Source organism: Nocardioides lianchengensis, assembly GCF_900101465.1.
Classification (GTDB): domain Bacteria; phylum Actinomycetota; class Actinomycetes; order Propionibacteriales; family Nocardioidaceae; genus Nocardioides; species Nocardioides lianchengensis.
Genome location: NZ_FMZM01000013.1, coordinates 123,709 through 150,339, shown reverse-complemented (window position 1 = coordinate 150,339; position 26,631 = coordinate 123,709). Strand labels below are relative to the sequence as shown.

Annotated in this window: 33 protein-coding genes; 11 read left to right on the top strand and 22 right to left on the bottom strand. The window is 73.2% G+C overall.

Features of this window, described 5'->3' with window-relative positions; genetic code table 11:
- Nucleotides 1–111: 111 nt before the first annotated feature.
- Genes BLT76_RS21465 through BLT76_RS21455 form a run of 3 tightly spaced genes read right to left on the bottom strand, consistent with a single transcriptional unit; the run spans nt 112 to nt 1,574 of the window.
- Entirely contained in the window at nt 112–831 is a 720-nt protein-coding gene (locus tag BLT76_RS21465; RefSeq protein ID WP_090860352.1) for an SDR family NAD(P)-dependent oxidoreductase, read from the bottom strand.
- Between the two features lie 12 nt (nt 832–843).
- Nucleotides 844–1,095: a helix-turn-helix domain-containing protein gene (locus tag BLT76_RS21460; RefSeq protein ID WP_090860351.1), complete on the bottom strand. Its 252-nt coding sequence runs from the start codon at nt 1,093–1,095 to the stop codon at nt 844–846.
- Nucleotides 1,095–1,574 carry a DUF2975 domain-containing protein gene (locus tag BLT76_RS21455; RefSeq protein ID WP_090860350.1) on the bottom strand — a complete coding sequence of 160 codons (480 nt, stop codon included), beginning with the start codon at nt 1,572–1,574 and terminating at the stop codon, nt 1,095–1,097. The genes BLT76_RS21460 and BLT76_RS21455 overlap by 1 nt, the downstream gene beginning before the upstream one ends.
- An 86-nt stretch (nt 1,575–1,660) precedes the next feature.
- Here BLT76_RS21455 and BLT76_RS21450 point away from each other — a divergent pair, with 86 nt between their 5' ends.
- A complete protein-coding gene (locus BLT76_RS21450) occupies nt 1,661–2,167 on the top strand; it encodes an RNA polymerase sigma factor (protein WP_090860349.1) in 507 nt (168 codons plus the stop codon).
- Nucleotides 2,164–3,051 carry a hypothetical protein gene (locus BLT76_RS21445; RefSeq protein ID WP_090860348.1) on the top strand — a complete coding sequence of 296 codons (888 nt, stop codon included), beginning with the start codon at nt 2,164–2,166 and terminating at the stop codon, nt 3,049–3,051. Before BLT76_RS21450 ends, BLT76_RS21445 begins: the two co-directional genes overlap by 4 nt.
- Here BLT76_RS21445 and BLT76_RS21440 read toward each other — a convergent pair.
- Complete coding sequence (locus BLT76_RS21440) at nt 3,038–3,901, bottom strand: EamA family transporter (protein WP_090860347.1); 864 nt, start codon at nt 3,899–3,901, stop codon at nt 3,038–3,040. The two genes, BLT76_RS21445 and BLT76_RS21440, sit on opposite strands and share 14 nt — an antisense overlap.
- A 73-nt stretch (nt 3,902–3,974) precedes the next feature.
- On the opposite strand from BLT76_RS21440, the gene BLT76_RS21435 reads away from it, so the two are divergent.
- A complete protein-coding gene (locus BLT76_RS21435; protein ID WP_090860346.1) occupies nt 3,975–4,883 on the top strand; it encodes a LysR family transcriptional regulator in 909 nt (302 codons plus the stop codon).
- Nucleotides 4,884–4,905: 22 nt separating this feature from the next.
- Here the strand turns inward: BLT76_RS21435 and BLT76_RS21430 are convergent, their stop codons facing one another.
- The 3 genes from BLT76_RS21430 to BLT76_RS21420 form a co-directional block, all read right to left on the bottom strand.
- The gene (locus BLT76_RS21430; RefSeq protein WP_090860345.1) at nt 4,906–6,096 is read right to left on the bottom strand and encodes a site-specific DNA-methyltransferase; all 1,191 of its coding nucleotides are present in this window, start codon (nt 6,094–6,096) and stop codon (nt 4,906–4,908) included.
- A 9-nt stretch (nt 6,097–6,105) separates the two neighbouring features.
- Nucleotides 6,106–6,531 carry a hypothetical protein gene (locus tag BLT76_RS21425; protein ID WP_090860344.1) on the bottom strand — a complete coding sequence of 142 codons (426 nt, stop codon included), beginning with the start codon at nt 6,529–6,531 and terminating at the stop codon, nt 6,106–6,108.
- A gap of 368 nt (nt 6,532–6,899) precedes the next feature.
- On the bottom strand, nt 6,900–7,475 hold the full coding sequence (locus BLT76_RS21420; RefSeq protein ID WP_090860343.1) for a DUF6318 family protein: 576 nt from the start codon (nt 7,473–7,475) through the stop codon (nt 6,900–6,902).
- 273 nt (nt 7,476–7,748) lie between these two features.
- Between BLT76_RS21420 and BLT76_RS25475 the strand changes: the two genes are divergently transcribed.
- Together BLT76_RS25475 and BLT76_RS25470 are read left to right on the top strand one after the other, a co-directional pair.
- Nucleotides 7,749–8,615 carry a matrixin family metalloprotease gene (locus tag BLT76_RS25475; protein ID WP_139175766.1) on the top strand — a complete coding sequence of 289 codons (867 nt, stop codon included), beginning with the start codon at nt 7,749–7,751 and terminating at the stop codon, nt 8,613–8,615.
- 62 nt (nt 8,616–8,677) lie between these two features.
- Nucleotides 8,678–9,880 (top strand): phosphodiester glycosidase family protein, encoded by a 1,203-nt coding sequence (locus BLT76_RS25470; RefSeq protein WP_139175764.1) that lies wholly within the window; start codon nt 8,678–8,680, stop codon nt 9,878–9,880.
- 1 nt (nt 9,881) lies between these two features.
- On the opposite strand, the gene BLT76_RS21410 is transcribed toward BLT76_RS25470, so the two are convergent.
- Nucleotides 9,882–10,367 carry a hypothetical protein gene (locus tag BLT76_RS21410; protein ID WP_090860342.1) on the bottom strand — a complete coding sequence of 162 codons (486 nt, stop codon included), beginning with the start codon at nt 10,365–10,367 and terminating at the stop codon, nt 9,882–9,884.
- A gap of 56 nt (nt 10,368–10,423) precedes the next feature.
- On the opposite strand from BLT76_RS21410, the gene BLT76_RS21405 reads away from it, so the two are divergent.
- Entirely contained in the window at nt 10,424–11,023 is a 600-nt protein-coding gene (locus BLT76_RS21405; protein WP_090860341.1) for a mismatch-specific DNA-glycosylase, read from the top strand.
- Between the two features lie 72 nt (nt 11,024–11,095).
- Here the strand turns inward: BLT76_RS21405 and glgC are convergent, their stop codons facing one another.
- Nucleotides 11,096–12,346: a glucose-1-phosphate adenylyltransferase gene (gene glgC, locus BLT76_RS21400; protein ID WP_090860340.1), complete on the bottom strand. Its 1,251-nt coding sequence runs from the start codon at nt 12,344–12,346 to the stop codon at nt 11,096–11,098.
- 178 nt (nt 12,347–12,524) lie between these two features.
- Between glgC and glgA the strand changes: the two genes are divergently transcribed.
- A complete protein-coding gene (glgA, locus tag BLT76_RS21395; RefSeq protein WP_090860339.1) occupies nt 12,525–13,712 on the top strand; it encodes a glycogen synthase in 1,188 nt (395 codons plus the stop codon).
- Here glgA and BLT76_RS21390 read toward each other — a convergent pair.
- On the bottom strand, nt 13,694–14,149 hold the full coding sequence (locus tag BLT76_RS21390; RefSeq protein ID WP_090860338.1) for a hypothetical protein: 456 nt from the start codon (nt 14,147–14,149) through the stop codon (nt 13,694–13,696). The genes glgA and BLT76_RS21390 overlap by 19 nt on opposite strands.
- A 35-nt stretch (nt 14,150–14,184) precedes the next feature.
- Between BLT76_RS21390 and BLT76_RS21385 the strand changes: the two genes are divergently transcribed.
- Nucleotides 14,185–14,703, top strand: coding sequence for a hypothetical protein (locus tag BLT76_RS21385; RefSeq protein ID WP_139175762.1), 519 nt, complete (start codon nt 14,185–14,187; stop codon nt 14,701–14,703).
- Between the two features lie 62 nt (nt 14,704–14,765).
- On the top strand, nt 14,766–15,431 hold the full coding sequence (locus tag BLT76_RS21380) for a hypothetical protein (protein ID WP_090860336.1): 666 nt from the start codon (nt 14,766–14,768) through the stop codon (nt 15,429–15,431).
- Here the strand turns inward: BLT76_RS21380 and BLT76_RS21375 are convergent.
- The 10 genes from BLT76_RS21375 to BLT76_RS21330 form a co-directional block, all read right to left on the bottom strand.
- Nucleotides 15,428–15,991 carry a hypothetical protein gene (locus tag BLT76_RS21375; protein WP_139175760.1) on the bottom strand — a complete coding sequence of 188 codons (564 nt, stop codon included), beginning with the start codon at nt 15,989–15,991 and terminating at the stop codon, nt 15,428–15,430. The two genes, BLT76_RS21380 and BLT76_RS21375, sit on opposite strands and share 4 nt — an antisense overlap.
- 25 nt (nt 15,992–16,016) lie before the next feature.
- Nucleotides 16,017–17,405, bottom strand: a complete 1,389-nt coding sequence (locus BLT76_RS21370) for a GntP family permease (protein ID WP_090860334.1) — start codon at nt 17,403–17,405, stop codon at nt 16,017–16,019.
- Entirely contained in the window at nt 17,402–17,863 is a 462-nt protein-coding gene (locus tag BLT76_RS21365; RefSeq protein ID WP_211753138.1) for a gluconokinase, read from the bottom strand. Before BLT76_RS21365 ends, BLT76_RS21370 begins: the two co-directional genes overlap by 4 nt.
- A gap of 76 nt (nt 17,864–17,939) precedes the next feature.
- The gene (locus BLT76_RS21360) at nt 17,940–18,362 is read right to left on the bottom strand and encodes a DUF4234 domain-containing protein (protein WP_211753124.1); all 423 of its coding nucleotides are present in this window, start codon (nt 18,360–18,362) and stop codon (nt 17,940–17,942) included.
- Nucleotides 18,363–18,402: 40 nt separating this feature from the next.
- A complete protein-coding gene (locus tag BLT76_RS21355; RefSeq protein ID WP_090860332.1) occupies nt 18,403–19,020 on the bottom strand; it encodes an alpha/beta hydrolase in 618 nt (205 codons plus the stop codon).
- A gap of 24 nt (nt 19,021–19,044) precedes the next feature.
- On the bottom strand, nt 19,045–19,260 hold the full coding sequence (locus tag BLT76_RS21350; protein WP_090860331.1) for a hypervirulence associated TUDOR domain-containing protein: 216 nt from the start codon (nt 19,258–19,260) through the stop codon (nt 19,045–19,047).
- Complete coding sequence (locus BLT76_RS21345; protein ID WP_090860330.1) at nt 19,257–19,607, bottom strand: TraR/DksA family transcriptional regulator; 351 nt, start codon at nt 19,605–19,607, stop codon at nt 19,257–19,259. The genes BLT76_RS21350 and BLT76_RS21345 overlap by 4 nt, the downstream gene beginning before the upstream one ends.
- Nucleotides 19,604–20,410 carry a hypothetical protein gene (locus BLT76_RS21340; protein ID WP_090860329.1) on the bottom strand — a complete coding sequence of 269 codons (807 nt, stop codon included), beginning with the start codon at nt 20,408–20,410 and terminating at the stop codon, nt 19,604–19,606. Before BLT76_RS21340 ends, BLT76_RS21345 begins: the two co-directional genes overlap by 4 nt.
- Before the next feature lie 65 nt (nt 20,411–20,475).
- The gene (gene rlmC / locus BLT76_RS21335) at nt 20,476–21,594 is read right to left on the bottom strand and encodes a 23S rRNA (uracil(747)-C(5))-methyltransferase RlmC (RefSeq protein ID WP_090860328.1); all 1,119 of its coding nucleotides are present in this window, start codon (nt 21,592–21,594) and stop codon (nt 20,476–20,478) included.
- A gap of 8 nt (nt 21,595–21,602) precedes the next feature.
- A complete protein-coding gene (locus BLT76_RS21330) occupies nt 21,603–22,592 on the bottom strand; it encodes an aldo/keto reductase (RefSeq protein ID WP_090860327.1) in 990 nt (329 codons plus the stop codon).
- Between the two features lie 169 nt (nt 22,593–22,761).
- On the opposite strand from BLT76_RS21330, the gene BLT76_RS21325 reads away from it, so the two are divergent.
- Nucleotides 22,762–23,928, top strand: coding sequence for a ScyD/ScyE family protein (locus BLT76_RS21325; protein ID WP_090860326.1), 1,167 nt, complete (start codon nt 22,762–22,764; stop codon nt 23,926–23,928).
- A 25-nt stretch (nt 23,929–23,953) separates the two neighbouring features.
- Here BLT76_RS21325 and BLT76_RS25935 read toward each other — a convergent pair whose 3' ends face one another.
- Nucleotides 23,954–24,109, bottom strand: coding sequence for a hypothetical protein (locus tag BLT76_RS25935; RefSeq protein ID WP_170867189.1), 156 nt, complete (start codon nt 24,107–24,109; stop codon nt 23,954–23,956).
- Between the two features lie 29 nt (nt 24,110–24,138).
- Between BLT76_RS25935 and BLT76_RS21320 the strand changes: the two genes are divergently transcribed.
- Nucleotides 24,139–24,762 (top strand): hypothetical protein, encoded by a 624-nt coding sequence (locus BLT76_RS21320; protein WP_090860325.1) that lies wholly within the window; start codon nt 24,139–24,141, stop codon nt 24,760–24,762.
- Here the strand turns inward: BLT76_RS21320 and BLT76_RS21315 are convergent.
- Entirely contained in the window at nt 24,746–26,608 is a 1,863-nt protein-coding gene (locus tag BLT76_RS21315; RefSeq protein ID WP_090860324.1) for a hypothetical protein, read from the bottom strand. The genes BLT76_RS21320 and BLT76_RS21315 overlap by 17 nt on opposite strands.
- Nucleotides 26,609–26,631: the final 23 nt, after the last annotated feature.

The following is a 26,631-nucleotide window of genomic DNA, read 5'->3' as shown; positions in this document are numbered from 1 at the left end:
TGCCTGGCAAGGCGGAGGAGGGAGACATGACGGAGTCATGGCGACCGACGACAACGAAGTCCAGGCGCCCCGGAGTCGACGCGCAGTAGGTCGGAGCTGAGCGCCGGACCCTCAGCAGGCGGTGCCGCGGTCCACGGAGAGCACTGCTCCCGTGACCGAGGCCGCGGCGTCCGAGCCGAGGTAGGCGATCGCGTCGGCGATGTCGCGCGGCGGCATGAAGCCGTAGCGGCCGCCGGCGGTCTCGCTGAGCAGGCCCCAGTCGAGCTGGGAGTCGGCGTGCTCGGCGGCCGCGGTCATCGGCAGGTCGGTCTCGACGCCGCCGGGGCAGATCGTGTTGACCCGGATCCCGTCGGCGGCCAGCTCGAGGGCCAGCGACTTCATCAGCATGATGACGCCGCTCTTGGAGGCGCAGTACGCCGCCTGGTAGGGCTGTGCGCGCAGCCCGGCGATCGACGCGATGGTGACGATGTTCCCCCGGCTGGCGCGCAGATGGGGCAGCGCCGCCTGGCTCATCAGCATCGGCCCGGTCAGGTTGACCCCGAGGTGGCGCTGCCAGACGTCGAGCTCCAGGTCCTCGAAGCGGCGGAACTGGTCGATGCCCGCCACGTTCACGAGTACGTCGAGCCCGCCCAACCGGTCCACCGCGGTGGCCATCGCCGTCGTCACCGAGCCGGCGTCGCTCACGTCGCAGGCGACGACGTCCTCACCGCCGCGGAGGTCGACGCCGACGACCTGCGCACCCTCCTCGGCCAGCAGCTCGACCGTCGCCCGGCCGACGCCACCCGCCGCGCCGGTCACCAGTGCCCGCTTGCCCTCGAAACGTCTCGTCACGGCGGCATCGTGTCAGCGCCCGACGCCACCTGCCGGGGTCGACGCACTCAGCGGGACGTCGTCGTCGACCCACTCCAGGAGGTCGCCGGGCTGGCAGTCGAGCACCCGGCACATCGCCTCCAGCGTGCTGAACCGGACCGCCTTGGCCCGGCCGTTCTTCAGCACGGCGACGTTGGCGGGGGTGAGCCCGACCTGCTCGGCGAAGTCGCCGACCGACAGCTTGCGCCGGGCCAGTTGGACGTCGATGCGCACGACGATCGCCATCAGATCACCGCCTCCAGCTCCAGTCGCAGGTCGGTGGCCTGGTGCAGCAGCGCCCGCATCACCACCAGGACCAGGGTCACCACGCCGCCCACGAGACCGACGCCGATGAGCAGGATGGGGGTGCCGGGGTCGTCGGCCTGCGCGATCGCCCAGGCCGCGCCGGCGGCGTACAGCAGCCAGGCCGCGGCGATCGCGCCGACGATCCCGTCGACCCACGCGAACGCCTCGGCGCTGAAGATCCGGTCGGCGTGGGCGAGGGTCAGCAGCCGCCAGGTGCAGACGACCACGACCTGCAGCGCGAGCACCTCGAGGACGAAGAACGCCGTCAGCGGCCAACGCAGGTGGGCCAGGTCCGGCTCCTCCTGCGCGAGGTGGGCGAACTGGCCCGGGATGCTCACGAGCTGACCGAAGACCAGGCCGACGAGGAGCAGGACCAGCAGCACCCGGAGCGGGAGGACGACGCGATCGAGCAGCTTCATCCATCGAATGTCGCTCGAGAACTATCGAATGTCAATAGATTTCGGATCGTGCGAACCTGAGGACCGACCGACCGCGTAGGAGAGGTGTGACGAGACGCGAGCGACGTGAACGCGAGTTCACCGACTTCTTCACGGCGCACGCCCCGGGCCTGCGGCGTACGGCGTACCTGGTCGTCCGGGACTGGCACCTCGCCGAGGACCTGACCCAGCAGGCGATGGCCAAGCTGTACGGCGCGTGGTCGCGGACCCAGGAGCCGACCCGGCTGGCCTACGCCCGACGGATCGTGGTCAACGAGTGCCTCAGCCACCTGCGGCGCCGCCGCCCCGAGACCGCCGTCGAGACGGTCCCGGACCGGGCGCACGCGGGACCGACCGACCACCCGCTGGACCTGGGCCGGACGCTCGGGCTGCTGCCGCCGCGGCAGCGGGCCATCGTCGCGCTGCGCTTCCTCGACGACCTGTCGGTCGACGAGGTCGCGCGCCTGCTCGACATCGCCGACGGGACGGTCAAGAGCCAGACCGCCCGCGCACTCGACACCCTGCGACGGCACCTGCCCGACCTGGTCGCCACCATCCCCGAGGAGCCCCGATGACCCACGACGACCTCTCCACCCTGCTGCGCGACCACGTCGCCCACGACGAGCCGCCGGCGCCCCTGCCCACCCGCTCGATCAGCGCAGGCCGGCGCCGGATCCGCACCCGCCGGCTGCTCGCCACCGGCGGCACCGTCGCCGCGCTCGCCCTAACCGGCGCGGTCGCCGTACCCCTCGTCAGCGGGGACGACGAGCCCGGCCGCGGGTCGGGGATCGACCCGGCGTCCGCCGCCGCCCTCGCGGCGTACGACGTCGAGCGGATGCCGGAGCTGATGGACGACCACGTCCGCGCCGTCCTGGAGCGCAGCGTGCCCGACCTGGGTGCCTGGACTTTCTCGGCGCTCGACGCCAACAGCACGGACCTGCCGGAGCGCTACTGGGAGAAGGCCAGCGATCTGTCGGTCACCTACGGCGGTCCGGAGCACCAGTGGGACGTCTCGATCAGCCACGCCCGCAGCGAGGCCGAGGGCGACCCGGAGCGCTACTGCCGCGAGGGGCTCGACGACGGCACCTTCCTGGAGTGTGCGGTCGACCGCACCGCCGACGGCGACGTGGTGGTCAGCAACCTGTGGGCGCTGCGTCCGATGCGCGGCGGGGCCTCGAAGGTCGTGAACGCGTCCCGTCTCGACGCCGCCCGCCTCGAGACGCTCTCCTTCGAGCGCCGGGTCAAGGTGATCAAGTCGGAGACCCTGATCACCTACGCGTCCGAGAAGGTGCGGGCCACCGACCGGGACCCGGCGACGGCCGTCTTCGCGACGTCGTACGACGACCTGGCGGAGATCGGGACCGACCCCGAGCTGGTGATGCCGGTCCCGCCGCGGGGCGAGAACGGCTGCCCCACCTGGACGTGGAGCCGCCCGGGCGAGTCGGTCAGCTGCGAGTGACCTCGAGGGTCGCGGGGGTCCGGGCGCCGGTGCGCTCGGCCCCCACGCCCGCGGCCACGACGAAGCCGATCCCGACCACGGCGAGCACGTCGGGCACCTGGTCGAGCAGCGCCAGCCCGACCAGCAGCGCGAACGCCGGCTCCAGGCTCATCAGGGTCCCGAACGCGGTCGTGGTGAGCCGGCGCAGCGCGAGCATCTCGAGCGCGAACGGCACCACCGGCAGCAGCACGGCCAGCCCGAGACCGACGAGGACCAGCTCCGGGGTGAGGTCGGGGATCACCGTGTGACCGACGGCCACGGTCGCCACCAGACCGGCGACCGGCATCGAGATCGCGAGCCCGGTGAGGCCGGGCAGCCGGTCGCCGACGTGCTGGGTGAGCAGGATGTACGCCGCCCAGCACACGGCGGCCCCGAGCGCGCAGGCGACGCCGACCGGGTCCGCACCGCCGGCCCACGGCTGGGTCAGCAGGAGTACGCCGACCGCCGCGAGCACCGGCCAGGTCCGCACCGAGCCCCGGCCCCGCGCCACGGCGACACCGAGCGGCCCCAGGAACTCCAACGCGCTCGCCGTACCGAGGGGCAGCCGGGCCACCGCGGCCATGAAGAGCAGGGTGATCGCGGCCGTCACGACGCCGAGCAGCGCGGCCGGCACCACGGTCTCCCGGGTCAGCACGGAGCGTCGCGGTCGGACCACCAGCAGGACGATGACCCCGGCCCAGGCCAGCCGCAGGAAGGCCGCGCCCTCCGCACCGATGTCGTCGATCAGCCCGACAGAGACCGCCAGGCCCAGCTGCACGCACAGCATCGACGCGGTGGCCATCAGGGCGCCCGTGCGGGCCTGGGTCCTCATGCCGACCAGTGAAGCCGCTCGACACCGTTCGGGTCCACGTGACAATCGTGGACATACCGTTCATGATCCTGCGATGGATGTCCGGCGCCTGCACCTCCTGCTCGAGCTGTCCCGGCTCGGGTCGATGCGCGAGGTCGCCGAGACCCACGGGCTCACCACCTCGACGGTCTCGCAGCAGGTCGCGGCCCTGGCCCGGGAGGCCGGCACCGCCCTGGTCGAGCCCGAGGGCCGCCGGGTCCGGCTGACCCCGGCCGGGCGGCGGCTCGCCGAGCACGCCGTCACGATCCTGGCCGCCGTCGACGCCGCCCGGCTCGACCTCGACCCCGACGCGGAGCCCGCCGGGACCCTGCGGGTCGCCGGGTTCGCCTCCGCCGTACGGCGCTCGCTGCTCCCCGCGATGGCCGACCTCGCGACGTCGTACCCGCGGGTGGAGGTGATGGTCCACGAGTACGAGCCCCTGGAGGCCTTCGCGCTGCTCGCCCGCGACGACCTCGACCTGGCGCTGACCTACGACTACGACCTCGCGCCCGCGTCCCTGCGCGACGACCTCGTCGCCACCGAGCTGTGGACGCTGCGCTGGGGCCTCGGCGTACCGGCCGGCGAGCCGCGCGGCCCGTTCGCGTCGTACGCCGACCGCGACTGGATCGTGAACTCCCGCAACACCGCCGACGAGGAGGTGCTGCGGACCCTGGCCTCGATGGCCGGCTTCGTCCCGCGCGTCGTGCACCGCATCGACAGCCTGGAGCTGGTCGACGACCTCATCGTCTCCGGGCACGGCGTCGGCCTGCTCCCCCACGGCCGCGCGTCGCGACGCGGCGTGCGCGTGCTGCCCCTCACCGACCCGCCCGTGCTGCTCCGCGCGTACGCCGTCACCCGCCGCGGGCGGGACCGCTGGCCGCCGCTACGGGCGCTCCTGGAGCGGCTCTCCACGCCGACCCGTCACTCAAGTACCGGGATCGACGGCGTGTCGGACGGCGATTGACGGGTCAGCGGAGGGGGTGGGCTCAGGGCGCGAGCTCCTGGTAGCCGCCGCCGACCGTGTCCGCGACCGCCTGCAGCCGGGCCCGGGTGATGTCGGCGACCGTGGCGTAGCCGGCGAGCTGGGCGTTGGAGCCGGTCCGGGTCGGCTCGGCCGAGTTCACGCTGGTGCAGCGACGGGTGCCGCCGTCGGCGGCGTTCTGGAGGGCGACCGCGTGACCCGTCGTACCGCTCCCGGCGAAGAAGTCGAGCACCCGGGCGTCGTCGGGCATGGTGCCGAGCAGGCGGCGGATCAGGCCGGTCGGCTTGGGCGACTCGAAGACGTGGCCGACGATCTCCTTCAGCTCGGCGACGGCGGTGTCGGTCGAGCCGACCTCCGCGGCGAGCCAGATCGTGGTGAGCTTCTTGCGTCGCCCGCCGGTCTCGTCGCGGTGCAGCCAGTCGCGCTGGAAGACGTCGACCCGCTCGCCCTCCCGGCCCTTGATCCGGCGGCAGACCAGGTCGTCGGGGCGCTCGTCGATCCGCGGTCGGCTCCAGCGCCACACGGCCGCCGTACCGTCCCCGAACACCGGCGTGATCTCGACCGCGGCGCCGAACGGCGCCGTCCGTACCTCGCCGGTCTCGGGGTCGCCCCAGACGCTGAAGTGGAGCGTGCGGGCCGTGACCGGGTTGAACTTCTTGTTGGTGTTGCGCAGCGGCAGGTGGCGGAACCGGCGGCCGTCAGGCGTCTCCAGCGGGAAGTCGCGCTCGTCGACCGTCTCCGAGCTGCTCGCGTCCAGGACGCAGCGCCGGGCGTCCCGGGCGTAGACGAGAAGGTACTCGTGGCTCGTCGCGAACCCCCTCCCGAGCTGCCGGCCCTTGGCGTTGAGGTTGACGACCACCTGGGCCAGCCGCTGCTCCTCGCCGTACAGCTCGTCCATGAGCAGGCGCAGGTGCGCCGCCTCGTTGTCGTCGATGCTGACCGCGATCGCGCCCGTCGGCGCCAGCAGCTCCCGGGCGGCCTCCAGCCGCGGGCGCATCATCGCGACCCAGGCCTGGTGGCGGTCGGTCGTCCCATCCCCGCGGATGTCGTCGCGGTAGGCGAAGTCGTTGCCCGTGTTGTAGGGCGGGTCGATGTAGACCAGGTCGTACGGCGCCGCGTCGCCCGTGATCGTCGCCAGCCGTGGCAGGACGTCGAGGTTGTCCCCCTCCACGAACGTGTTCCACGGGTCGGCCACGCGCTGAGGTTAGTAGCCGACGAGCGTGGGACTGGCCGTTCTCACCTGGAGAGCGACCGGCGCGCCGGTCATCGTCACCGTGCCGACCACCGGCTCCCAGGGCCCGCCGTTGACCCGGAAGTCCGCGCTGTACGTCGTGTCCACCCTCGGCCCGACCCGCCCGGCGCGCGCGTACTCGTGGGTGACGTCGAGTGCCGGGTACGCCGCCCCCGGCGTCGTCGTGCGCGTCACGGTCCCGTCGCCGAAGGACCAGCCGAACCCGCTGGGGCGGATCCGCAGGTCGACCCGCTGGCCGACCAGGGTCACCGACCGCTCGAACGGCGCGGCCTCGGTGTAGAAGTTGGTCGCGAAGTTGACCAGGGTCTCGCCGCCCGGGGGTTGGACGACCAGCGTCGACGCCGGCAGGGGGATGCGCTTGAAGGCTCTCGCGACCATGGCGTTGGTGATCTGTGCGGGCTCAGCTGGATTGTCAGGGCACACAGAAGCGGAATAGAGCGATTCGCCGGTCACAGTTTGGTACCACTGCTGGGTCATCTGGGTGCCATCCGGACAGAGGCTTGGAACTACGCACAGCGCGTTTCCACCCAGTTCGCAGACTGGAGAACTCTTCCATTCTCCTTCAGGGAGCGCGGATCCCGCGGACCCCGTCGTACCTTGGTGTCCGCCGTACCCCTGACTTCCGGACGTCAGGTATCCGCCGGCGGCGGAGGAAGCATCGCCGTCGGCCAAAGCGCTTTCAACGTTCACCCCCAGGAACAGCACGATGGCGCTGGTGAGTGCCTGTACCGCGATCCAGGATCGACTCACTGATCCACGTCCCAGCGAGAGACCTTCAGGCCACCATCTGCATTAAGTAGGACGAGCCTGACCCTCGAGTTGCCAGCGGGAAAGCTCCCGTTGAGTTCGTCCGCGCCGCTGACTCGCTGAGGCGTGGTAGTTACGTCTGCAACTACCTCGAAGAGCCGTTGCCCGCCGGCGCCCAACGGAGTCACCCGGACAGGACCTACGTCGTACTTCCCGCCTTCAATGAGGCCACCGCGCTGGTAAACGTCAGCGATCCACTTCGCGCCCGATGCGCAAGTCTGGCAACTGCCCAACGCCAGGCCCTCGAGCGCTTGAACATCTCCGGTCGTCTGCGCGTAGTTGACCATCGCCCAGAAATGCCGCACGAACGCCTCAGCCGCCGCCGCGTCCTCCCCCTCCGCCTCAGCCGGCATCGTCGGCTCGACCGGGCCGGAGGGCGTCGGCGAGGGCGTGGGCGTGCTCGCGACCGACGAGCTGTCGGTGGGCGAGATCTTCGGCTCCGGGTCGTCGTCGCCGGAGCAGCCGGCGAGCAGCACGAGGCCCACGGCCAGGGCGGCGGGCAACAGTCGTCCCATGTCGAGTCCTTCCCGAGTGCACAGCGTCCAGACCCGAGACGCCAACCCGGAAACTACCCACATCCACCCGCGCCACGCACCGCCGAAAGTGAAGTCTGTGGAGAGGCGAGCGGGACTCCGGACGTCATGCGGACCGAGTCCTGCAGCGCCCGTTCCGCATGCCGTCCCGCGCGACGTCGTGTGGCGGGAACGGGCGGCGGGCTAGGCACGCCCGTGGAGAATGGGGTGGTGGGCTTCGCGGAACGACGTGCGCAGCGTCGATGGCGGCGCGAGATGGAGCGACGCCTGCGCGAGCTCGACCGGCTCGACGAGCAGTTCGGGCTCGGCGAGCACCAGGTGCACCGGCCGGTCGGCGCGCCGATCCCGCTGCCGCGGGGCCGGCGGGCGCGGAAGGTGCGTCGCGAGCGGAAGGCCCGCGGTCCCGTCGTACCCGGGCTGCTGATCGTCGGCCTCATCATGGCCGGGGTCTTCCTGGTCAACCCGTCCGACTCCGGGCGACGACTGCGCGAGCTGGTCGGGTTCGACGGCCGGCTGGGCGAGCTGGTGGGCGTGCCGGACGGCGACGGGGAGTACGCCTTCGCGACCACGCAGCCGGGCGACCCCGACGAGCCGGTGAGCTGGAACCCCTGCCGCCCGATCCGGTACGTCGTCAACCCCGCTGGTGCCCCGGACAACTGGGAGGACCTCCTCGCCGGGTCGATCACCGCGATCTCCGACGCGACCGGGTTCCAGTTCGAGGACACCGGCACCTCCGACGAGCGCGACTTCGACGACCGCATCGACGGGCTGAACCGGCCCCAGCCGGTGCTGATCGGCTGGGCCGACGAGGAGGAGGTGCCGCGGCTCGCCGGCAACGTGGCCGGCCTCGGCGGGAGCACCTACCTGGAGCGCCAGCGGCACCGCACCTACGTCACCGGCGCGATCACCCTCGACAGCGAGCTGTTCGCGGAGCTCGCCGAGGAGCGGAACGGCGACGCCCTGATGCAGGCGATCATCACCCACGAGCTCGGGCACGTCGTGGGCCTCGACCACGTCGACGACGACAACGAGCTGATGTACGCCGACAACGTCGGCCAGACCGAGCTCGGCCCGGGCGACCTGGAGGGGCTAGCCCGGCTCGGGTCCGTCGACTGCGCCTGACCGACGGGCCCACCCGGAGGCGCCTCCCCGGCCCGCCCCGTGCGTCCCTTAATCTTTCCGGGGTGACCACGCGCCGACTGACCCTGACCGCCGGCCTTCTCGGGTGCGCGCTGGCCGTCTCCGGACCGGCCTTCGCCGACCCGACGGTCTCCGCCGACGGCTACCCGCAGCACTCATCCGACGGCGTCCGCGGCCCGATCGCGCCGGCCGTCCCGACGTACGCCCGCACCGTCGAGCGGCGCAGTGCCGTGACGGGATGGCGGGTGGCGCCGGGCGTCCGCTACCAGACCTGGGCCGAGCGGGACGCCCGCGGCCGGATCCGGGCGCACCTGCTGCGCATCAAGTACCGGACGCCGGGGCTGCGCCTCAACTACGCCACGCCCGGTCGGGTCGCCCGCACCGAGACGGTGCGGGGGATGCTGGCCCGCCAGGCCGTCGCCGGGATCAACGGCGACTTCTTCGACATCAGCGACTCCGGCGCGCCGTTCGGGATCGGCGCCGGGCGGGCGAGCGGCCTGCTGCACGGCCCGAGCGACGCCTGGAGCGCGGGCTTCACCGTCACCAAGGCCGGCGCGCCGTCCGTCGGGCCGATCCAGGTGCGGGCGCGGATCCGCCAGCACCCTGCCTGGACCGTCTCGGGCTTCAACTCCCCCACCGTCGCCGACGGCACCATCGGGGTCTACAGCTCGCGCTGGGGCACCACCCCCGGGTACGGCGTCACCGACGGCGTGAAGAGCCGGATCGTCCAGGTCCGGGTCAAGAACGGGAAGGTCGTCTCGAAGCGGGTCCGGCTCCGGGCCGGCCACCGGATCGACGGCTTCCTGCTCATCGGACGGGGGGCCGGCGCCCAGGCGCTGCGGCAGCTGAAGATCGGCGACCCCATCAGCGTCGCGAAGGGCGTGACCGAGCACCCCGGCGTGGCCATCACCAGCAACAGCTTCCTGGTGCAGGACGGCGCGATCACGGTGACCGACGACGCCCAGATGCACCCCCGCTCCGCGATCGGCATCGACCGCGACACCCACCAGATCCTGATGCTGGTCGTCGACGGACGGTCGAAGTACAGCCGCGGCTACACGATGGTCGAGCTGGCGGACGAGATGGTCCGGCTCGGGGCCGACAGTGCGCTCAACCTCGACGGCGGCGGGTCGTCCACGCTCGTCGCGCGCAAGCCCGGCGGGGCCAAGCCGGTCGTCAACAAGCCGTCCGACGGCCGTCCGCGCAAGGTCGCCAACGGCATCCAGGTGCTCTACTCGAAGCCCTGACCTACTCCTCGACGAGCACCAGCGCCACCGTCGTCACGACGGCGAGGCACTGCACCGACGGGCTCTCCTTCTCCACCCGGGGGCGGACCAGCACGTCGTCTCCGTCCCGGGTCACGACCACCGCGGTCGGGGGCGTGCACTCGAGGGAGACGACGGCGCCGTAGAGCGCCTGCCCCTCGGGTACGTCGACCGCCTGCGCAGCCTCGGACACCTCGGCGGCCAGACCGTCGTCGAGCCCGCCGGTGAACGCGGTCACCGCGGCCTCGTCCGGCAGCGGCGTCGCGGTCTCGGCGACCACGCCCCCGCCGTTGGATCCGGTCAGGAGCGCGACCTGGCTCCACCCCGAGCCGCCGGACCCGTCGGAGGCATCGGAGCCGGGCGCGCTGCTGCTGGGTCCGGGATCGGTCGCCTCGCCGCCCGACCCGTCGTCGGACCCGCAGGCGGACAGGGCGGCGATGAGCACGAGGATCCCGAGAGAGCGGCGCATGATCGTGGGACGGTACCCCGGGCGATCGGGTTCCAGGCCCGTGGCAGGCTGCCCGCGTGCGCCGTACCTTCACCCGGGCCGAGCTGGAGTCCTACCGCGACGCCGAGGTGCCCGACCTGCTGCCCGGCCCCGACGACCCGCCGCTGCGGCTGCTCTTCGTCGGCATCAACCCGGGCCTGTGGACGGCCGCCACCCGGACCCACTTCGCGCACCCCGGCAACCGCTTCTACCCGGCGCTGCTGCGGGCCGGGATCATCATCGAGGCCATCGACCCCGCGAACGGGATGACCGACGACGACCGCGACCGGCTCCGGGCGCGCGGGCTCGGCATCACCAACGTCGTACGCCGGGCGACGGCCAAGGCCAGCGAGCTGACGAACGACGAGCTGCGGGCGGGCGGTGAGGAACTGCTCGCGACGATCGCACGAGCTCGGCCTGCGGTGGTCGCGATCGCCGGCATCACGGCGTACCGCACGGCCTTCGGGCTGCCCAAGGCCGTCCTCGGCCGGCAGCCCGAGCCGCTGGAGGGCGCCGAGCTGTGGGTCGTGCCGAACCCGAGCGGGCTGAACGCGCACGAGACCGTGGCCTCGCTCGCCGAGGCGTACGCCGCGCCCGCGCGGGCCGCGGGTGTCCTGCAGCCGCCGCCCGCTGGCTGAGGCGGGGTCCGGGCCGACGCTCGGCACGACGGGTTTCGAGGCTCCTCCGCTCCTTCGTCGCTCCGGAGCACCTCAACCAGCGGTCGGGAAGGCCTGGTCCTTCCCGAGAACGGTGAGGCCGTCCTCGACGAGGAACCCGTTGGCGCGGTCGGCCTCGGGGTCGACGCCGATCCGGGCGCCGGGCGGGACGATGACGTTCTTGTCGAGGATGGCGTTGCGGACGATCGCGCCGGCGCCGACCCGGACGCCGTTCATCAGCACCGAGCCGTCGACGGTCGCGCCGGCGGCCACGCTCACCGCGGGCGAGAGGACCGAGCGGGTGACGATGCCGCCGCTGACGACGACGCCGGGCGAGAGCACCGCCTCGTCGACGCGGGCGTCGACGCCGTCGGCGCCCTGGACCACCTTGGCCGGCGGCTGCGGGCCGTAGGAGGTGTAGATCGGCCACTCGAAGTTGTAGAGGTTGAAGACCGGCAGCGGCGAGACGACGTCCATGTGGGCGGCGTAGTACGACGCCAGCGTCCCGACGTCGCGCCAGTAGCCGCGGTCGCGGTCGGTCGCACCCGGGACGACGTTGTCCTTGTAGTCGTAGACGCCGGCCTGCGAGCGGCGTACGAACGCGGGGACGATGTCGCCGCCCATGTCGTGCTTGGAGCCGGTCGTGGTCGAGTCGCGGGTGACCGCGTCGACGAGCGCGTCGGCGTCGAAGACGTAGTTGCCCATCGAGGCCAGCACCTCGCCGGGGCTGTCGGGCAGCCCGACCGGGTCGGTCGGCTTCTCCAGGAACTCGCGGATCCGCCGCGGCTCCTCCGGGTGTACGTCGATGACGCCGAACTGGTCAGCCAGCCCGATCGGCTGTCGGATCGCCGCGACCGTGCACGCGGCGCCGCTCTCGACGTGCTGGGCGACCATCTGCGAGAAGTCCATCCGGTAGACGTGGTCGGCGCCCACCACCACGACGATGTCGGGCTTCTCGTCCTTGATCAGGTTGAGCGACTGATAGATCGCGTCGGCGCTGCCGAGGTACCAGTGCTTGCCGACCCGCTGCTGCGCGGGCACCGGCGCGACGTAGTTGCCGAGCATCGTCGACATCCGCCAGGTCTGGGTGACGTGGCGGTCCAGGCTGTGCGACTTGTACTGGGTCAGCACCACGACCTGGAGGTAGCCCGAGTTGACGACGTTCGACAGCGCGAAGTCGATCAGCCGGTAGATCCCCGCGAACGGCACCGCCGGTTTCGCCCGGTCGGCGGTCAGCGGCATCAGCCGCTTCCCCTCCCCACCCGCGAGGACGATGGCCAGGACCTTCTTGCGGGCGGCGCTCATGCAGGAAACCTAGCGCGCCGGGCGGCGGAGGCCGCCGCAAAGGTTTGTCGGCTGGCCGATGAAACTCCCGCCGGGACGATGAACCTTCGTCGTCCCGGGATGAGCTTCATCGGCCAGCCGATGAAACTCCCGCCGCGCCCCGCCCGGCCCGGCGACCCGAGAGCGATAGGTTCGGCGGGTGCGAATCGACGTGCTGAGCAAGGAGTACCCGCCCGAGGTGTACGGCGGCGCGGGGGTGCACGTCGCCGAGCTGGTCCGGGCGCTGCGCGGCCGCGGCGACCTCGACGCCCGCGTGCACGCCTTCGGGGCGCCGCGGACCGAGGCCGGCACGTCGTCGTACCCCGACCTGGCGGAGCTCGCGGGCGCCAACGCGGCGTTGCGGACCCTGGGCGTCGACCTGACGATCGCCGACGCGTGCAGCGGGACCGACCTGGTGCACTCGCACACCTGGTACGCCAACATGGCCGGCCACCTGGCCGCGCTGCTGCACGGCGTCCCGCACGTCGTGAGCGCCCACTCGCTGGAGCCGCTGCGGCCGTGGAAGGCCGAGCAGCTCGGCGGCGGGTACGCCGTGTCGTCCTGGGTCGAGCGGACCGCCTACGAGTCCGCCGCCGCGGTGATCGCGGTCTCGGCGGCGATGGGTCGCGACGTGCTGGCGTCGTACCCCGCGATCGACCCGGCGCGGGTGCACGTGGTCCACAACGGCATCGACACCGAGGACTGGCAGCCGATCGTGGCGCCCGACCGGGTGCGGGAGCTGGGCGTCGACCCGGACCGCCCGTCGGTCGTGTTCGTCGGGCGGATCACTCGCCAGAAGGGGCTCCCGCACTTCCTCCGTGCGTGCGCGCTGCTGCCGCCGGACGTGCAGGTCGTGCTCTGCGCCGGTGCCCCCGACACCCCGGAGATCATGGCCGAGGTGGAGGGACTGGTCGCCGAGCTGCGCGCCACCCGCAGCGGCGTGGTCTGGATCGCCGAGATGCTCCCGCGGCCCGACGTCGTCGCCCTGCTGACCGCGGCGACCGTGTTCGCGTGCCCGTCGATCTATGAGCCGCTCGGCATCGTGAACCTCGAGGCGATGGCCTGCGAGACGGCGGTGGTGGCGACCGCCACCGGCGGCATCCCCGAGGTCGTCGTCGACGGCACCACGGGTCGCCTGGTCCCCCTCGAGCAGGCCACCGACGGCACCGGCACCCCGCTCGACCCGGAGCGGTACGTCGCCGACTTCGCGGCCGCTCTCGTGGAGGTGGTGACCGACCGTGAGCGGGCCACCGCGATGGGTCGGGCCGGGCGGCAGCGCGCGATCGAGTCGTTCAGCTGGGCCGCGATCGCCGAGCGGACCGTGGAGGTCTACGGCTCCGTGCGGTGAGCCCGGCCGGGCGACAGCTCGACCACCGTGGCCGGACCGGGGCGCTGCTCGCCGTCGACTGGGAACAGCTCGTCGTCCAGGCGGACCTCCCGGACCCGGCTGGCCACGACGGCCAGCAGCACCGGAGCCGGTGAGCCGACCAGGACCCGGCCGTCGACCCGGTGGTCGCCGAGGCCGACCGACCCGGCCCGCTCGCGGGCGGCCGCGGAGCGCGGGCTGAGCAGCTCGCGCAGCCAGAACCGCAGCCAGCCGGCCGCGGCGACCAGGCCGGCGTCGGCCGCGAGGTCGAGGCAGCACCCGTCGTCGCAGAGCGTCCACGGCGACCGGCCACGCGGCCGGCCGGGCCACAGGTCGAGCCCGGCGAGCAGGGCGCGCTCGGCACCGTCGAGCGGCGGGCTCACCACGAGCCGTTGCGGCAACGCGAACGGGTCCGGCACGAGGACACCTCCTGCATCCAAGCCTGCATCCGAGCATGCTCCGAGATGCCCCCACCCTCCCCGACGCGGTCGGGTGCCCGCACGCCGGGTCCGCCGTACCTGTGGAGGAGCGGTCGCGCGAGCCGCCGTACGACGGCAGCGTGGCCGCCATGACCTACACCCCCACGATCAGCTGCCAGGCCGACCTCGAAGAGGCCTGGCGCCACCTGATGCAACCGCTCGGCTTCTCCGGACCGAGCCTGTGGTTCATGGCCGTCACCCCCGACGACCGGGCCTTCCCGCACCTCACCCAGATCGAGGACTGCCACCGGGTGCCGGCGCCCGAGGAGGTGCTCTCGCTGGTCGCCGGCGTCGGCGCGATCCTCGACGACGTGGCGCCCGGGGCCCGGATCGCCTTCCTCCGGACCCGCCCCGGGCGCGGCGGGGTCGACGCGGAGGACCGCGCCTGGGCGCGCGCCCTGTACGGCGCCGCCCGCGCGACCGGCGTCGCCCTCGAGGTCGTGCACCTCGCGACCGACCGCGACGTGTGGCCGCTGCCGGCCGACGCGGCCTGAGCGGTCGTCCTGTCAGCGGGACGCGCTCCCCCGCGGCCGGGGATCCGTTCTAGTTTCGCCCGGTGACCAAGCTGATGCTCGCCCTGTGGGGAGCCGACCACGCCGCGCTGCGCGAGGCCGCGCTGCGGACCGACCTGGCCGCGGCCGGCGTACGACGGCTGCAGCTGAACCTCGACGACGCCGACGTGGCGCCGGCGATGCGGATCCCCACCGACGAGCCGATCAGCGCGGTGGTGAGCACCTGGACCGAGGGCGACCCCGCGGCGGTCACCGCGCTGCTGGCCGGCGCGGCCGACCGGGTCGCGGGCTGGTCGGTGGACGAGCGGCGCCGCCTGGACCCGCCCGAGGTCGCCGACGGCGAGCGCGCGGACACGCTGGCCAACGTGGCGGTGCTCCGCAAGCCCGCCGAGCTGGAGACGGCCGAGTGGATGCGGCGCTGGATGGTCGATCACACCCCGATCGCGATCCGCACCCAGGCGACCTTCGGCTACCTGCAGAACGTGGTCGTCGAGCCGGTCACCCCCGACGCGCCGTACGTCAGCGCCTTCGTGGAGGAGCTGTTCCCCAGCGCGGGGATGACCGACATGCACGCGTTCTACGGCAGCGGGGGCGACGACGCCGAGCTCGGCCGCCGGTTGGAGCTGCTGATGGGCAGCGTGGCCCGGATCGGGGCCGACCGCGACCTCGACCTGGTGCCGACCAGCCGCTACACCTACGCGCTGGGCTAGCCGCCCGCGCGGACCGTCCCGTCGAGGGCGGCGACCACCACCGCGGAGTCGCCCTGCGCGTTCAGCACCGAGACCCGGATCGCATCGCCGCCGGGGTCGCGGGGACCGGACACGTCGACGGTCCAGCCGGTGGGCTCCTCGACCTCTGCCTCCGCCCGGTCGACGAGCGAGCGGAGCACGGCGACGTCGAGGTCGGCGAGGTCGAACCGGGCCGCGCCCGTGCTGCCCTCGGAGTCGGGCGTCAGCTCGCCGTCCCACCGCCAGGTCGCGCTGCGCTGCGAGGTCGCGTCGCGCGGCAGGTCGACGAAGGCCTCGTCCGCCCGGACCAGGAGGGCGAAGGCCTCGGTGCCGTCCTGCTCGCCGCGGACGGCGTCGAGGAGGGCGTCGTACCCCGTCGGGGTGAGGACGTCGGCGGGGGCGCTCGCCGACGTCCCCGAGGCCACGGCCGGCTCGTCGTCCCCACGCCCGAGGACGACGCCCACCACGACGGCGGCGACCACGAGGAGCACCGCGAGCGCGGCGAGCAGCGGGACGAGAGGCCGGCGCACGGGTTCACTCACGTGACGTCCCTACCCCGCGCGGACGTCACACGAACAGGGACAGCACCATCACGAACCCGAGGCCGCTGACCGAGAGCACCGTCTCCATCAGCGACCAGGTCTTGATGGTCTGGCCGACGGAGAGCTTGAAGTACTCCTTGACGAGCCAGAACCCGGCGTCGTTGACGTGGGAGAAGAACACCGAGCCGGCGCCGACCGCGAGCACGACCAGCGAGGTCTCCGCGGTGGACATGCCCTCGACCAGACCCAGCATCAGCGACGCCGCGGTGATCGTCGCGACGGTCGCCGAGCCGGTCGCGAGCCGGATCAGCACGGCCACCACCCAGGCCAGGAGGTAGACCGAGATGTTGGCGTCCTTGGCCCAGTCGGCGAGCAGGGTGCCGACGCCGGTGCGGACCAGCACCTCCTTGAACCCGCCGCCGGCGGCGACGATGAGCAGGATCCCGGCGATGCCCGGCAGGGCCGACTCGACGGTGCCGCTGACCTTCTTCAGGTCCATGCCGGAGCCGACGCCGAAGGTGAACATCGCGACCAGGACGGCGATGAGCAGGGCGACGACCGGCTCGCCGATCACGTCCATGACCTGCTGGAACGAGTTCTCCTCGTCGTTGACGACGATCTCGGTCACCGCCCGGCCGAGCATGAGGACGACGGGCAGCATCACCGTCGCCATCGTGACGACGAACGACGGCCGCGGCCCGGACTCGTCCTGCTCGCGCCCCTCGAACGTGTCGGGGGCGGGAACGTCGACCCAGCGCCCGGCGACCGCGCCGAAGAGCGGGCCGGCCACGATGACGGTCGGGACGGCGACCAGCAGGCCCAGCCCCAGGGTGACGCCGAGGTCGGCGCCGAGGGTGTCGACGGCCGCCACCGGCCCGGGGTGCGGCGGCACGAACCCGTGCATCGCCGAGAGGCCGGCGAGCGCCGGGATGCCGACGGTGATCAGCGAGACCTGCGCCCGGCGGGCGACCAGGTAGATGACCGGCATCAGCAGCACCAGGCCGATCTCGAAGAACATCGGCAGGCCGATGATCGCGCCCACGGCCGCCATCGACCAGGGCAGCATCCGCGTGCTCGACCGACCGACGATGGTGTCGACGATCTGGTCGGCGCCGCCGGAGTCGGCGAGCAGCTTGGCGAACATCGCGCCCAGGGCGATCAGGATGCCGACGCCGGCCGTCGTACTGCCGAAGCCCTCGGTGAAGGTCGTCAGCACGTCGCCGACGTTCTGGCCGGCGACGATGCCGACGGTCAGGCCGCCGATGATCAGCGCCAGGAACGGGTGCAGCTTGACGACCGAGATCAGCAGGATCAGCAGGGTGATCGCCCCGAGGGCGGCCACGACGAGCTGCCAGCCCGGCGCCACCGGGTCGTAGATGTCACCGGTGGCCAACGGGAGCACGGCTGTGGTCATGCCCGGACGTACCCCTCCACGATCTCGTCGACACCCTGCGCGACGTCGAGGACGACGCCGCCCTCGTCGGGCTCGAGCGGCTCCAGGGTGGCCAGCTGGGAGGTCAGCAGCGAGGCGGGCATGAAGTGCCCGGGCCGGGCGGCCTGGCGGCGCTCGATCACCTCGCGGCTGCCGGTGAGGAGCACGAACTCGACGCCCGGGGCATGGTGGCGGAGCTGGTCGCGGTACTTCCGCTTCAGCGCGGAGCAGCTCATCACGCCACCCTCGGCGTGCTCGGCCAGCCAGCCGCCGACGGTCTCCAGCCACGGGTAGCGGTCGTGGTCGTCGAGCGGCTCGCCGCGGCTCATCTTGGCGATGTTGGCCTCGGGGTGGAGGTCGTCCGCGTCGGCGAAGGGCACCCGGAGGCGCTGCGCGATGGCGGCCCCCACGGTGGACTTGCCGGAGCCCGAGACGCCCATGACGACGATGGGATGGGTCACCCCGACACCGTAGACGACCGGTGCCGGGGTGATCCGGGGTGATGCGGGTGGGACGTCAGGCGGTGGCGCCCTGCGACTCCCAGTACTCGTTCAGCGCGCCGTTGGTCTTCACGAACCAGATGATCGGGCCGACGATGATGAACATGCCGGGGAAGTACCAGAGGCCGGTGATGCCGCTGACCTTCGGGTCCTGGCCGCGCAGCTTGCGCAGGTTGCCGACCTCGGACGACAGCAGGTAGGGGTTCACGATGCCGACGAAGATCGCGAGGATCAGCGCGATCGCGCCGCCGATGCCCTGGCCGCTGTGCTGCTTCATCTCGTCGTGGGTCTTGAAGTAGTAGAACCAGCCGTAGATGCCGAAGGTGACGATGAAGAGCAGGATGCAGACGCCGGTGCTGCGGATCTTGCCGACGGGACCGGCCGTCGGGACACCGCCGTACGGCGGGGGCGGCGGGGCGGCGTACTGGGGATCGGACATGGTCGCTCCTGGTGCGAAGGGGACGAGAGTTCGCCGAACCCTAGCGGGGTAAGAGCGCGTCCGAGACGAATTCGGCGGCGGCTCGCTCGAAGACCGATCCGTGGCGCAGCATCGCGTGTTTGCCGCCGGGCACCGTGCGCCACTCGACCTCGGTGGTGCGGGCGAGCCGCTCGGCCACCGCGGCCGCCCGCTGCGGGCTGGCGATCCGGTCGGCGTCGCCGTGCACGACCAGCACCCGCCGCCCCCGGAGGTCGGCCCCGTCGGTCGGGTAGACCCACGGGTTCAGCGCCACCACGCCGACGACGTCGGGCTCGGAGCCCGCCAGCAGCGCGGCGCGGCCGCCGAGCGAGTGGCCGACCAGGCAGGTCGGCAGCCGCCGGCCCAGCCGCTCGCGGATCTCCCCGAGCGCCCAGTGGGCGTCCATCACCGGCGTGTGCTCGGCATCCCAGCCGCGGTGGGAGTTGAGCAGCCGATAGACCGCCACCCGGCCGCGGGTGGCCCGGGCGATGCGCCGGGCGACCGGCACCATCCGCAGGACCGACAGCTGGGTGGGCTGGACCATCGGGTTGCCCGGGCGGGAGGCGCCGCCGTGCAGCACGAGGACGACCCCCTCGGGCCGACGTGGCTCGGCGACCGGGACCAGCCGGGGCTCAGCCACGCTGCGCCCTCACGACCGACACCCTCACGACCGACGTCGCAGGGCCTCGGGCTTGTGCACGGCCGTGCTGTCGGACTTCTCGCTCCGCACGAGGTACTGCGGCTCGTCCTCGCTGGCCCGGACCGTGCGGCCGCCGGCCTCGGTGTCGCTGGTGATCTTCTTCTCCACCTTGCCGACGGCCGTGCCGCCGTGGCTGTCCCACTCGACCCGGTCGCCCTGACGGAAGCTCTTCTCGCTCATGACCTGCGGGTACCCCGAGCGCAGTCGACGCACGTCGCGGCCGCGGGTCGGGCCTCCAGCCGCTGCTCGGGGATCGCTCGACCGCACGTCGCGCAAGTCCCGTAGCTGCCGTCAGCCACGCGGGCCAGCGCCGTGTCGACCTCCTCCAGACGGGCCAGGGCCTGCCGGATCAGGGTGTCGAGCTGGGAGCGCTCGAAGGCGATCGTCTGGCCCTCGGGGTCGTGCTCGTCGTCCGCGTTCGAGTCGCGGGACGCCTCGACCATCCCGCCGAAGTCGCCCCGCAGCGCGGCGAGGCGCCGTACGACGACGTCGCGCTCGGCCCGGAGTCGCTCGGCGGGGTCGGTCATCCGCCGGGGCTCGTGGTGGGGGCGGACGGGGAGGGTGAGGTCGAGCCGCTCGGCGCCGGCGTCTCCGACGGGGTCGGCGTGGGGCTCTGCGACGGGGTCTCGCTCGGCGTCTCGGAGGGCTCCGCCTCGGTCGGCTCGCCGCTCGGAGTCGGCGTGGGGTCGTCGGACGGCTCGACCGGCTGATCGTCGTCCTGGTCCCGGTCGCCCCGGTCCGGCCGCTGCTGGTCCCCCCGGTCGTCGTCCTGGGACTGCCCGCCCGAGCCGGTGAGCCGGCTGAAAGAGGTTCCGCCGCTGCCGTCCGTCCCGCCGGTGTACGACGACACCGGCTTGCCGCCGAGCAGCTCGAACGCGCTCAGCGCCAGCACCACCGCGACGAAGGTCCCCGCGGCGAGCAGGCCGATCCGCTTCCAGGGCAGCCCGGTCCGGGGCCGCTCCTTCACCGCGTCGAGGTCCTGCCGGGCCTCGGCCAGCTGCTCGTCGGCGTGCTCGAGGTGAGCCTCGACGGCCGGGGCGTCGTCCTGACGGCGCGCAGCCCGTCGTACCTCCGCCTGGGCGATGCCGACCTTCTGCAGGGCGCTCCCCTGGACCCGCGCCACCTGCTCCCGGCTGGTGGCGAGGCCGCGCGTGTAGAGGGCGGTGCCGACGGTGGCCGCGACGCTGCCCAGGGCCGCGCCGACGAGGGTCCCGGCGGCGCCGAGGGTGGAGAGCAGCACCGCGGTGGTGACCGCGGCGAGGGCGCCCGCGAGGGTCTTCAGCCAGTCGATGTCGAGCTTCGGGTCGGGGTCCGGTGGTGCGTCAGTCATCCCTCTCGACGGTACCGACCTGCACCCCCCGACCCCGACTCCTCAGGACGTCGGTCGCGTCACGTTCACCGGCCCACCCGCTCCAGCAGGGTGACCACCTCGAAGTGCGCGGTCTGGGGGAACATGTCGAGCAGCCGCCCCGTGACCGGGCGGTACGACGGCATCGCGGCCAGGTCCTTCGCCAGCGTGACGGCGTTGCAGCTGGAGTAGAGCACGTGCGGCACGCCCGACGACTCCAGCCAGCCGGCCAGCTCGGGGCCGAGGCCGCGCCGGGGCGGGTTCACGACGACCAGGTCGGGCGCCGCCGGCTGGGCCGGCGCCCAGGCGGTCGCGTCGGCGGCGACGAAGGTGACGCCGGGCAGCTCGGCCGCACTGGTCCGCGCGCTGGTGACCGCCTCCTCGCTGATCTCGACGCCGGTGACGCGGCGCCCGGGAGCCGCGAGGTGGAGGGCGAAGCCGCCGACGCCGCAGAAGAGGTCCCAGACCGTGGTCGGGGCGAGGTCGGCCACCCAGGCCGCGGCCTGCCGGTAGAGCTCGGCCCCGACGTGGCCGTTGGTCTGGAAGAAGCTCTGCGGGCGCAGCTGCAGCAAGACGTCACCGGTGCGCATCGGCAGGGTCGAGCCGACCAGCAGCTCCTCTCGCTCCCCCTCCAGCACCGCCTTGTGGGCGGGCTGCAGATTGACCGACACGACCTCGAGCGGCAGCTGCTCGGCCAGCCACGGAAGGTGCTTGCGGATCCGGGCCACCGACTCCGTCGAGCGCAGCACGAACCGGACCATCAGGCTGCCGTCGGGCGAGACCGTGACGATCAGGTGCTTCAGCTCGCCGCTGCGCTGCGGGACGTCGTACGGCGTGAGCGCGGCGCGGGTGACGAACGCGGCGAGGACCGGCATCGCGGCGGCCAGCCGCGGGTCGTGCAGGCCGCAGCCGCGCAGGTCGACGCCGCCGCCAGCCCGGTCGAGGATGCCCAGCGTGGGCGCCTCGACCGTCCCGGCGACGACCATCTTGGCCTTGTTGCGGAACCCCGACTCCGGGCTGGTGACCGGCGGCAGCCAGACCGTCCCGGGCCAGGGGGCGAGCAGCTCCGCGTTGCGCGCCTGCTTCGCGGCGACCTGCTCGTCGTACGCCTGGCCCATCCAGGTGCACGACCGGCAGGCGCCGGCGTCGAAGTAGTCGCACTGCATGACGGGTCCTACCAGCGGTCGTGGATCGCCTCGCGGAAGTAGGTGTCGTAGAGGCGGGTCACCCCGTCCAGCAGCTCGGGGGCGAGCGCGGGCAGCGAGCCCGCGGCCGCGTTGGCGGGCGCCTGGTCGGTGTTGCGGGCGCCCGGGATCACGGTCGAGACGCCGTCGAGCTGGGCCACCCAGGCGAGCGCGACCTGGGCCGCGGTCGCGTCGGCCGGCCCGTGCTCGGCGACCAGCTGCGTGAACTCGCGGGCCGCGGCCACCCCGGCCGCGTAGTCGACGCCCGAGAAGGTCTCGCCGACGTCGAAGGCGCTGCCGTCGCGGTTGTAGGTGCGGTGGTCGTCGGCGGCGAACGTCGTGCGCTCGTCGTACTTGCCGCTGAGCAGTCCGGAGGCCAGCGGCACCCGGGCGATGATGCCGACACCGGCCTCGCGCGCGGCCGGCAGGACGGCGTCGAGCGGCTTGAGCCGGAACGCGTTCAGGATGATCTGGATGCTCGCGACGTGCGGCCGCGCGATGGCGCTGAGGGCCTGGTCGACGGTCTCGACGCTGACGCCGTACGACGCGATCGCGCCCTCGGCCACCAGCGTGTCGAGGGCGTCGTACGTCGCGTCGTCGTCGATCGTCGCGCTCGGCGGGCAATGCAGCTGGACGAGGTCGAGGGTGTCGACGCCGAGGTTGCGGCGCGAGCGGTCGGTCCAGGCGCGGAAGTTGTCCATCACGTAGTTGGCCGGGACCTGGTCCATCCGGCGGCCCATCTTGGTGGCCACGGTGATGTCGTCGCGACCGGCGATGAAGCGACCGATCACCTGCTCGCTGCGGCCGTCGCCGTAGACGTCGGCGGTGTCGAAGAAGGTCACGCCGGCCTCGACGCTGGCCTCCAGCACCGCCGTCGCGTCGGCCTCGGTCACCTCGCCCCAGTCGGCCCCCAGCTGCCACGTGCCGAGCCCGATCACCGACACGTCCCGGCCGGTGCGGCCGAGCCTCCTGTGCTCCATCTGCGTCCCTTCGAGAGTCCGGCCCCCATTCTGCGGGTCGGCGGAAGGGACGACGCATCCGGGGACGACCACGATGCGTCAATTCTGGCGATGACAGCGCTGTGGCACGGGGCTTCGCTGGACCGAGGGCCGACTCCGACCCGCTCGTCCCCCACCCCCGGAGGTCCTCGTGCGTCACCTGATCGCCGCGGCCAGCGCCGCCACCCTGTCCCTCGTCGCCCTGGCCCCCGCTCCCGCGCCGGCCGGACCGCCCGGCCACGGCGGCCACCATCACGCCTCCTCGCTCCGGCCCGTCACCTCGCTCGACGGCCCGCGCGGCGTCGACGCGCTCGGCCGGGGCCGCACCCTGGTCACCGAGTCCGACGGCTCGTTCAGCCTGGTCGTGGAACGCCACCACAAGCGCGCGCGGGTGATCCCGCTCGGCAGTGTCGCGCCCGGCTTCGCCCCCGCCGTGGCGGCCGGCAGGCGCGGCACCGTCTACGTCCTCACCGGCGCCGCGGGCGAGCCCGGCAGCCCGCCGGTGCCCGGTGCGGCGACGCTCTTCAAGTGGCGCCCCGGGTACGACGCCCCGGTCGCCGTGGCCGACATCGCGGCCTACCAGGCCACCGACCCGGACCCGTACGACCTGGAGGACCTGCCCGGGGACAGCAACCCCTTCGGCCTGGCCGTGCTCCGCGACGGCTCCGTCCTGGTCGCCGACGCCGCCGGGAACGACGTGCTGAAGGTCGCCCAGGACGGCACCATCACCACGGTCGCCCGGATCAAGCCGCGCACGGTCGAGGTACGCGACGGATTGCCGCCGACCGGCCCGGACGGCAGCCCGCTGCCGCCGGCCGGCACGCCGATCCCGTCCGAGGGCGTGGCGACGTCCGTCGCGGTCGGCCGCGACGGCTCCATCTACGTCGGCGAGCTGCGCGGGTTCCCGGCCACGCCGGGCACCTCGCAGGTCTGGCGGATCAGGCCCGGGGCCACGGGGGCCGTCTGCGACCCGGAGGCGCCGTACCGGGGGGCCTGCAAGCGGTTCTCCGACGGGCTGACCTCGATCGTCGACCTCGCGACCGACGACCGCGGCACGGTCTACGCACTCTCGCTCTCGAAGCTCAGCTGGCTGGCCGTCGAGCTGGGCGTGCCCGGCGCCGAGGAGGGCGAGCTGCACGCCCTCCAGCGGTCCCGTCACGGGGTCCGCGCGAAGGAGCTGGCGCCAGGCGCGCTCATCACCCCGGGCGGCGTCGACGTCACCGGCCGTACGGCGTACCTCACCGGGCCGGTCTTCGGTCCCGGATCGCTGAGCAAGCTGGATCTCGGCCACCGCCACGGACGGGGGCACCGGCGCTAGCGACGCCCGTTCAAGGGCGAGCGGGTCAGTCCTCGGCCCGCTCGCCCAGCCTCTCGTGGAGCTGGACGCGGACCTGCTCCGGCGTGACCTGCGCGCGCTGACGCTGTCCGCGCGCGATGATGGCGCCGGTGGCGGCCACCCCTGCCACGCCGGCGATGCCGAGCACCTTCCACAGCTTCACGAGGAGCTCCCTTCCATGATCGAGCGTCGATGAGCGACCTGTCCCTGGACGAGGCCGTCGACCTGACGCGCACGGGCGACCTCTGGCTGTTCCGCGGCCGCTCCGCCGCCGACCACGCTATCCGGGTGCTGACCAACGCGCCGGTCAACCACGTCGGCATGGCGATCGTGGTCGACGACCTGCCGCCGCTGATGTGGCACGCCGAGCTCGGCAGGGGCCTGCTCGACGTGTGGGCCGGCAAGCACCAGCGCGGCGCCCAGCTGCACGACCTGCGCGAGGCGGTGGTCCAGTGGACCGGACGTTACGAGCAGCACGGATGGCTGCGGCAGCTCGACGTACCGCCGACGGGCGAGGTGACCCGGGCGATGGAGGACGCCGCGCTCCGCACGGTCGCGCGCCTGGACGGGACGCCGTTCCCCGCGACGGCCGCGCTGGCCGGGCGCTGGCTGCGCGGCCGGGCCCACCTCGTCGCGCCGGCGGAGACGACCTACTGCGCCGAGGTGGTGGCCGCGGCGTACTCCGCCATGGGGCTGCTCGACGACTGGCCGCCGACGAACTCCTACGACCCGGGCCGGTTCTGGTCCGGCGACGACCTGGACCTGCGGCTCGGAGCCCGGCTCGGCGAGGAGATCCGGATCAGTCCCTCGTCGTGACCCGCAGCAGGCCGTGGTCGGCCCCGTCGGACTCCCAGGTGGAGCCGCCGATCCGGGCGAAGGCGGCCAGGTCGTCGACCATCTCGTCGTCGCCCTCGAACACCGACGGCAGCCAGTCCCGGATCGCGTCCAGGTCGAGGTAGAACGCGGCGTTCGCGTCGTCGGCGTGCTCGACCACCTCGTCGAAGCCGTCGACGTCGCCCAGCCCGTGCTCGGACAGCAGCCGGTCGCGCCAGGCGTCGTTCGGCCCGACCGCGAGCGCGTCGTCGCCCGGGCTGGACGCGAGGAGCTCGCGCCCCCCGGCCGGCACCTTCGGCGTGACCCGGTCGAGCAGGTCGACCAGCGGCGCGGGGTCGCCGGAGACCGTCAGTCCGCCGGCGATGTCGCCGAGGTCGCCGGACTCGAAGGCGGCGACGTCGGTCCCGCCGGACAGCGCGAAGGCGAGCGTGCGTCCGGTGAGCAGCTCGGTGTCCTCGGGGAGCCGGAGGCCGGTGGCCTTCTCCAGCTCCTCGACCAGGTCCTCCGGGCTCAGGAACAGGCCGAACCCCGTGAAGGGCGACATCGCGCCGTCCAGGAGGACGTCGAACCAGCCCTCGCCGAAGCCGGCGGAGTAGGCGACCGCGGTGTCGGCTGGCAGCGCGCGGAGCGCCTCGCCCGCTCCGGGGCCACCGAAGGACTGCGGCCCCAGCACGCTCAGGTCACCCGCGGTCTCGACCTCGACCGCGCCGCCGTCGAAGCGCAGCGTGACCGCCGCGCCCTCGAACGCGCGCAGCCGCTCCTGGAGCGCGAGGACCTCGGGCGACGGCTCCGGCGTGACCGGCTCCTGCTCCTCCTGCTGCTCCTGGTCCTTCTCCTGCTGCTCGTTCAACTCGGCGTAGAGCGGGTCGGCGCACGCCGACCACTCCTCCATGAGGGCTTCGAGCCGCTTCTCGTCGACCTCCTCGTCGGTCATCAGCTCGTCGGGGTAGGGGCACTTCTTCTCCACCTCGGCGTAGGCCGCGCTCATCTCGTCGTCGAACTCGGCATCGAAGTCGGCGTGGAACTCGGTGACCATCGCGCCGACGGTGTCGGCGTACCAGGCGCCGGCCTCGGGGGCGGCGTACAGGTGCACGACGCCGGGGTCGCCGGCCGCCTCGGTCCACCTCTGGAAGTCAGGGTCCTCGGCGAGGGTGCCCTTCTCGCGGTCGGCGACCACCCGGTCCACGGTCTTCTGGTCCTCCGCCACCACGGCCCACTCGCCGTCGATGTCGAAACCGATCTCGTCCTCCGCTCCGCCGCAGGCCGCCAGCTCGGAGAGCCCGTCGCGGGCGGCGTCGGCGTCGGCCAGTTGGGCGACGACCACGACGGTCGGCTCCTCGCCGTTCGGCAGCGCCGCGATCGCACCCCGATCGCCCAGCCAGTCGGTGACGTCGTCGGCCGAGACCTCGCAGCCCTCGGACTTCAGCACGGCGTCGAGCACGGTGTGCGTCACGTCGACGCTCGCGGGGTTGCCGCCGAGGTCGAGCTCCTTCGAGAGCGACGGGACCTTCTTCAGTACGTCGAGCGCCGCCAGCTTCTGCTCCCCCGACGGGTCGAGGTCGATCGCGGCGTACCCCAGGACGCCGGCGGGCAGCGCCTCGGCCGGCTGCGGACCCGTGCTGGAGTACCAGTAGGCGCCGAAGGCGGCCGCCGTGATCGCGCCGACGCCGAGCAGGCCGCCGCCGGTCAGGAGCCAGCGCTTCCGTCGTCCGGGGCGGGGCGCTCGCGGCTCGCGGATGAAGCGGCCACCGCCGCCGGACTCGAGGACCTCGGCAGCGCCGGTGGCGTGGTCGGGAACGGAGGCGTCGGAGCGGGGGGTCTCAGGCACGCGCGGAGCGTGTCACGCGTCGT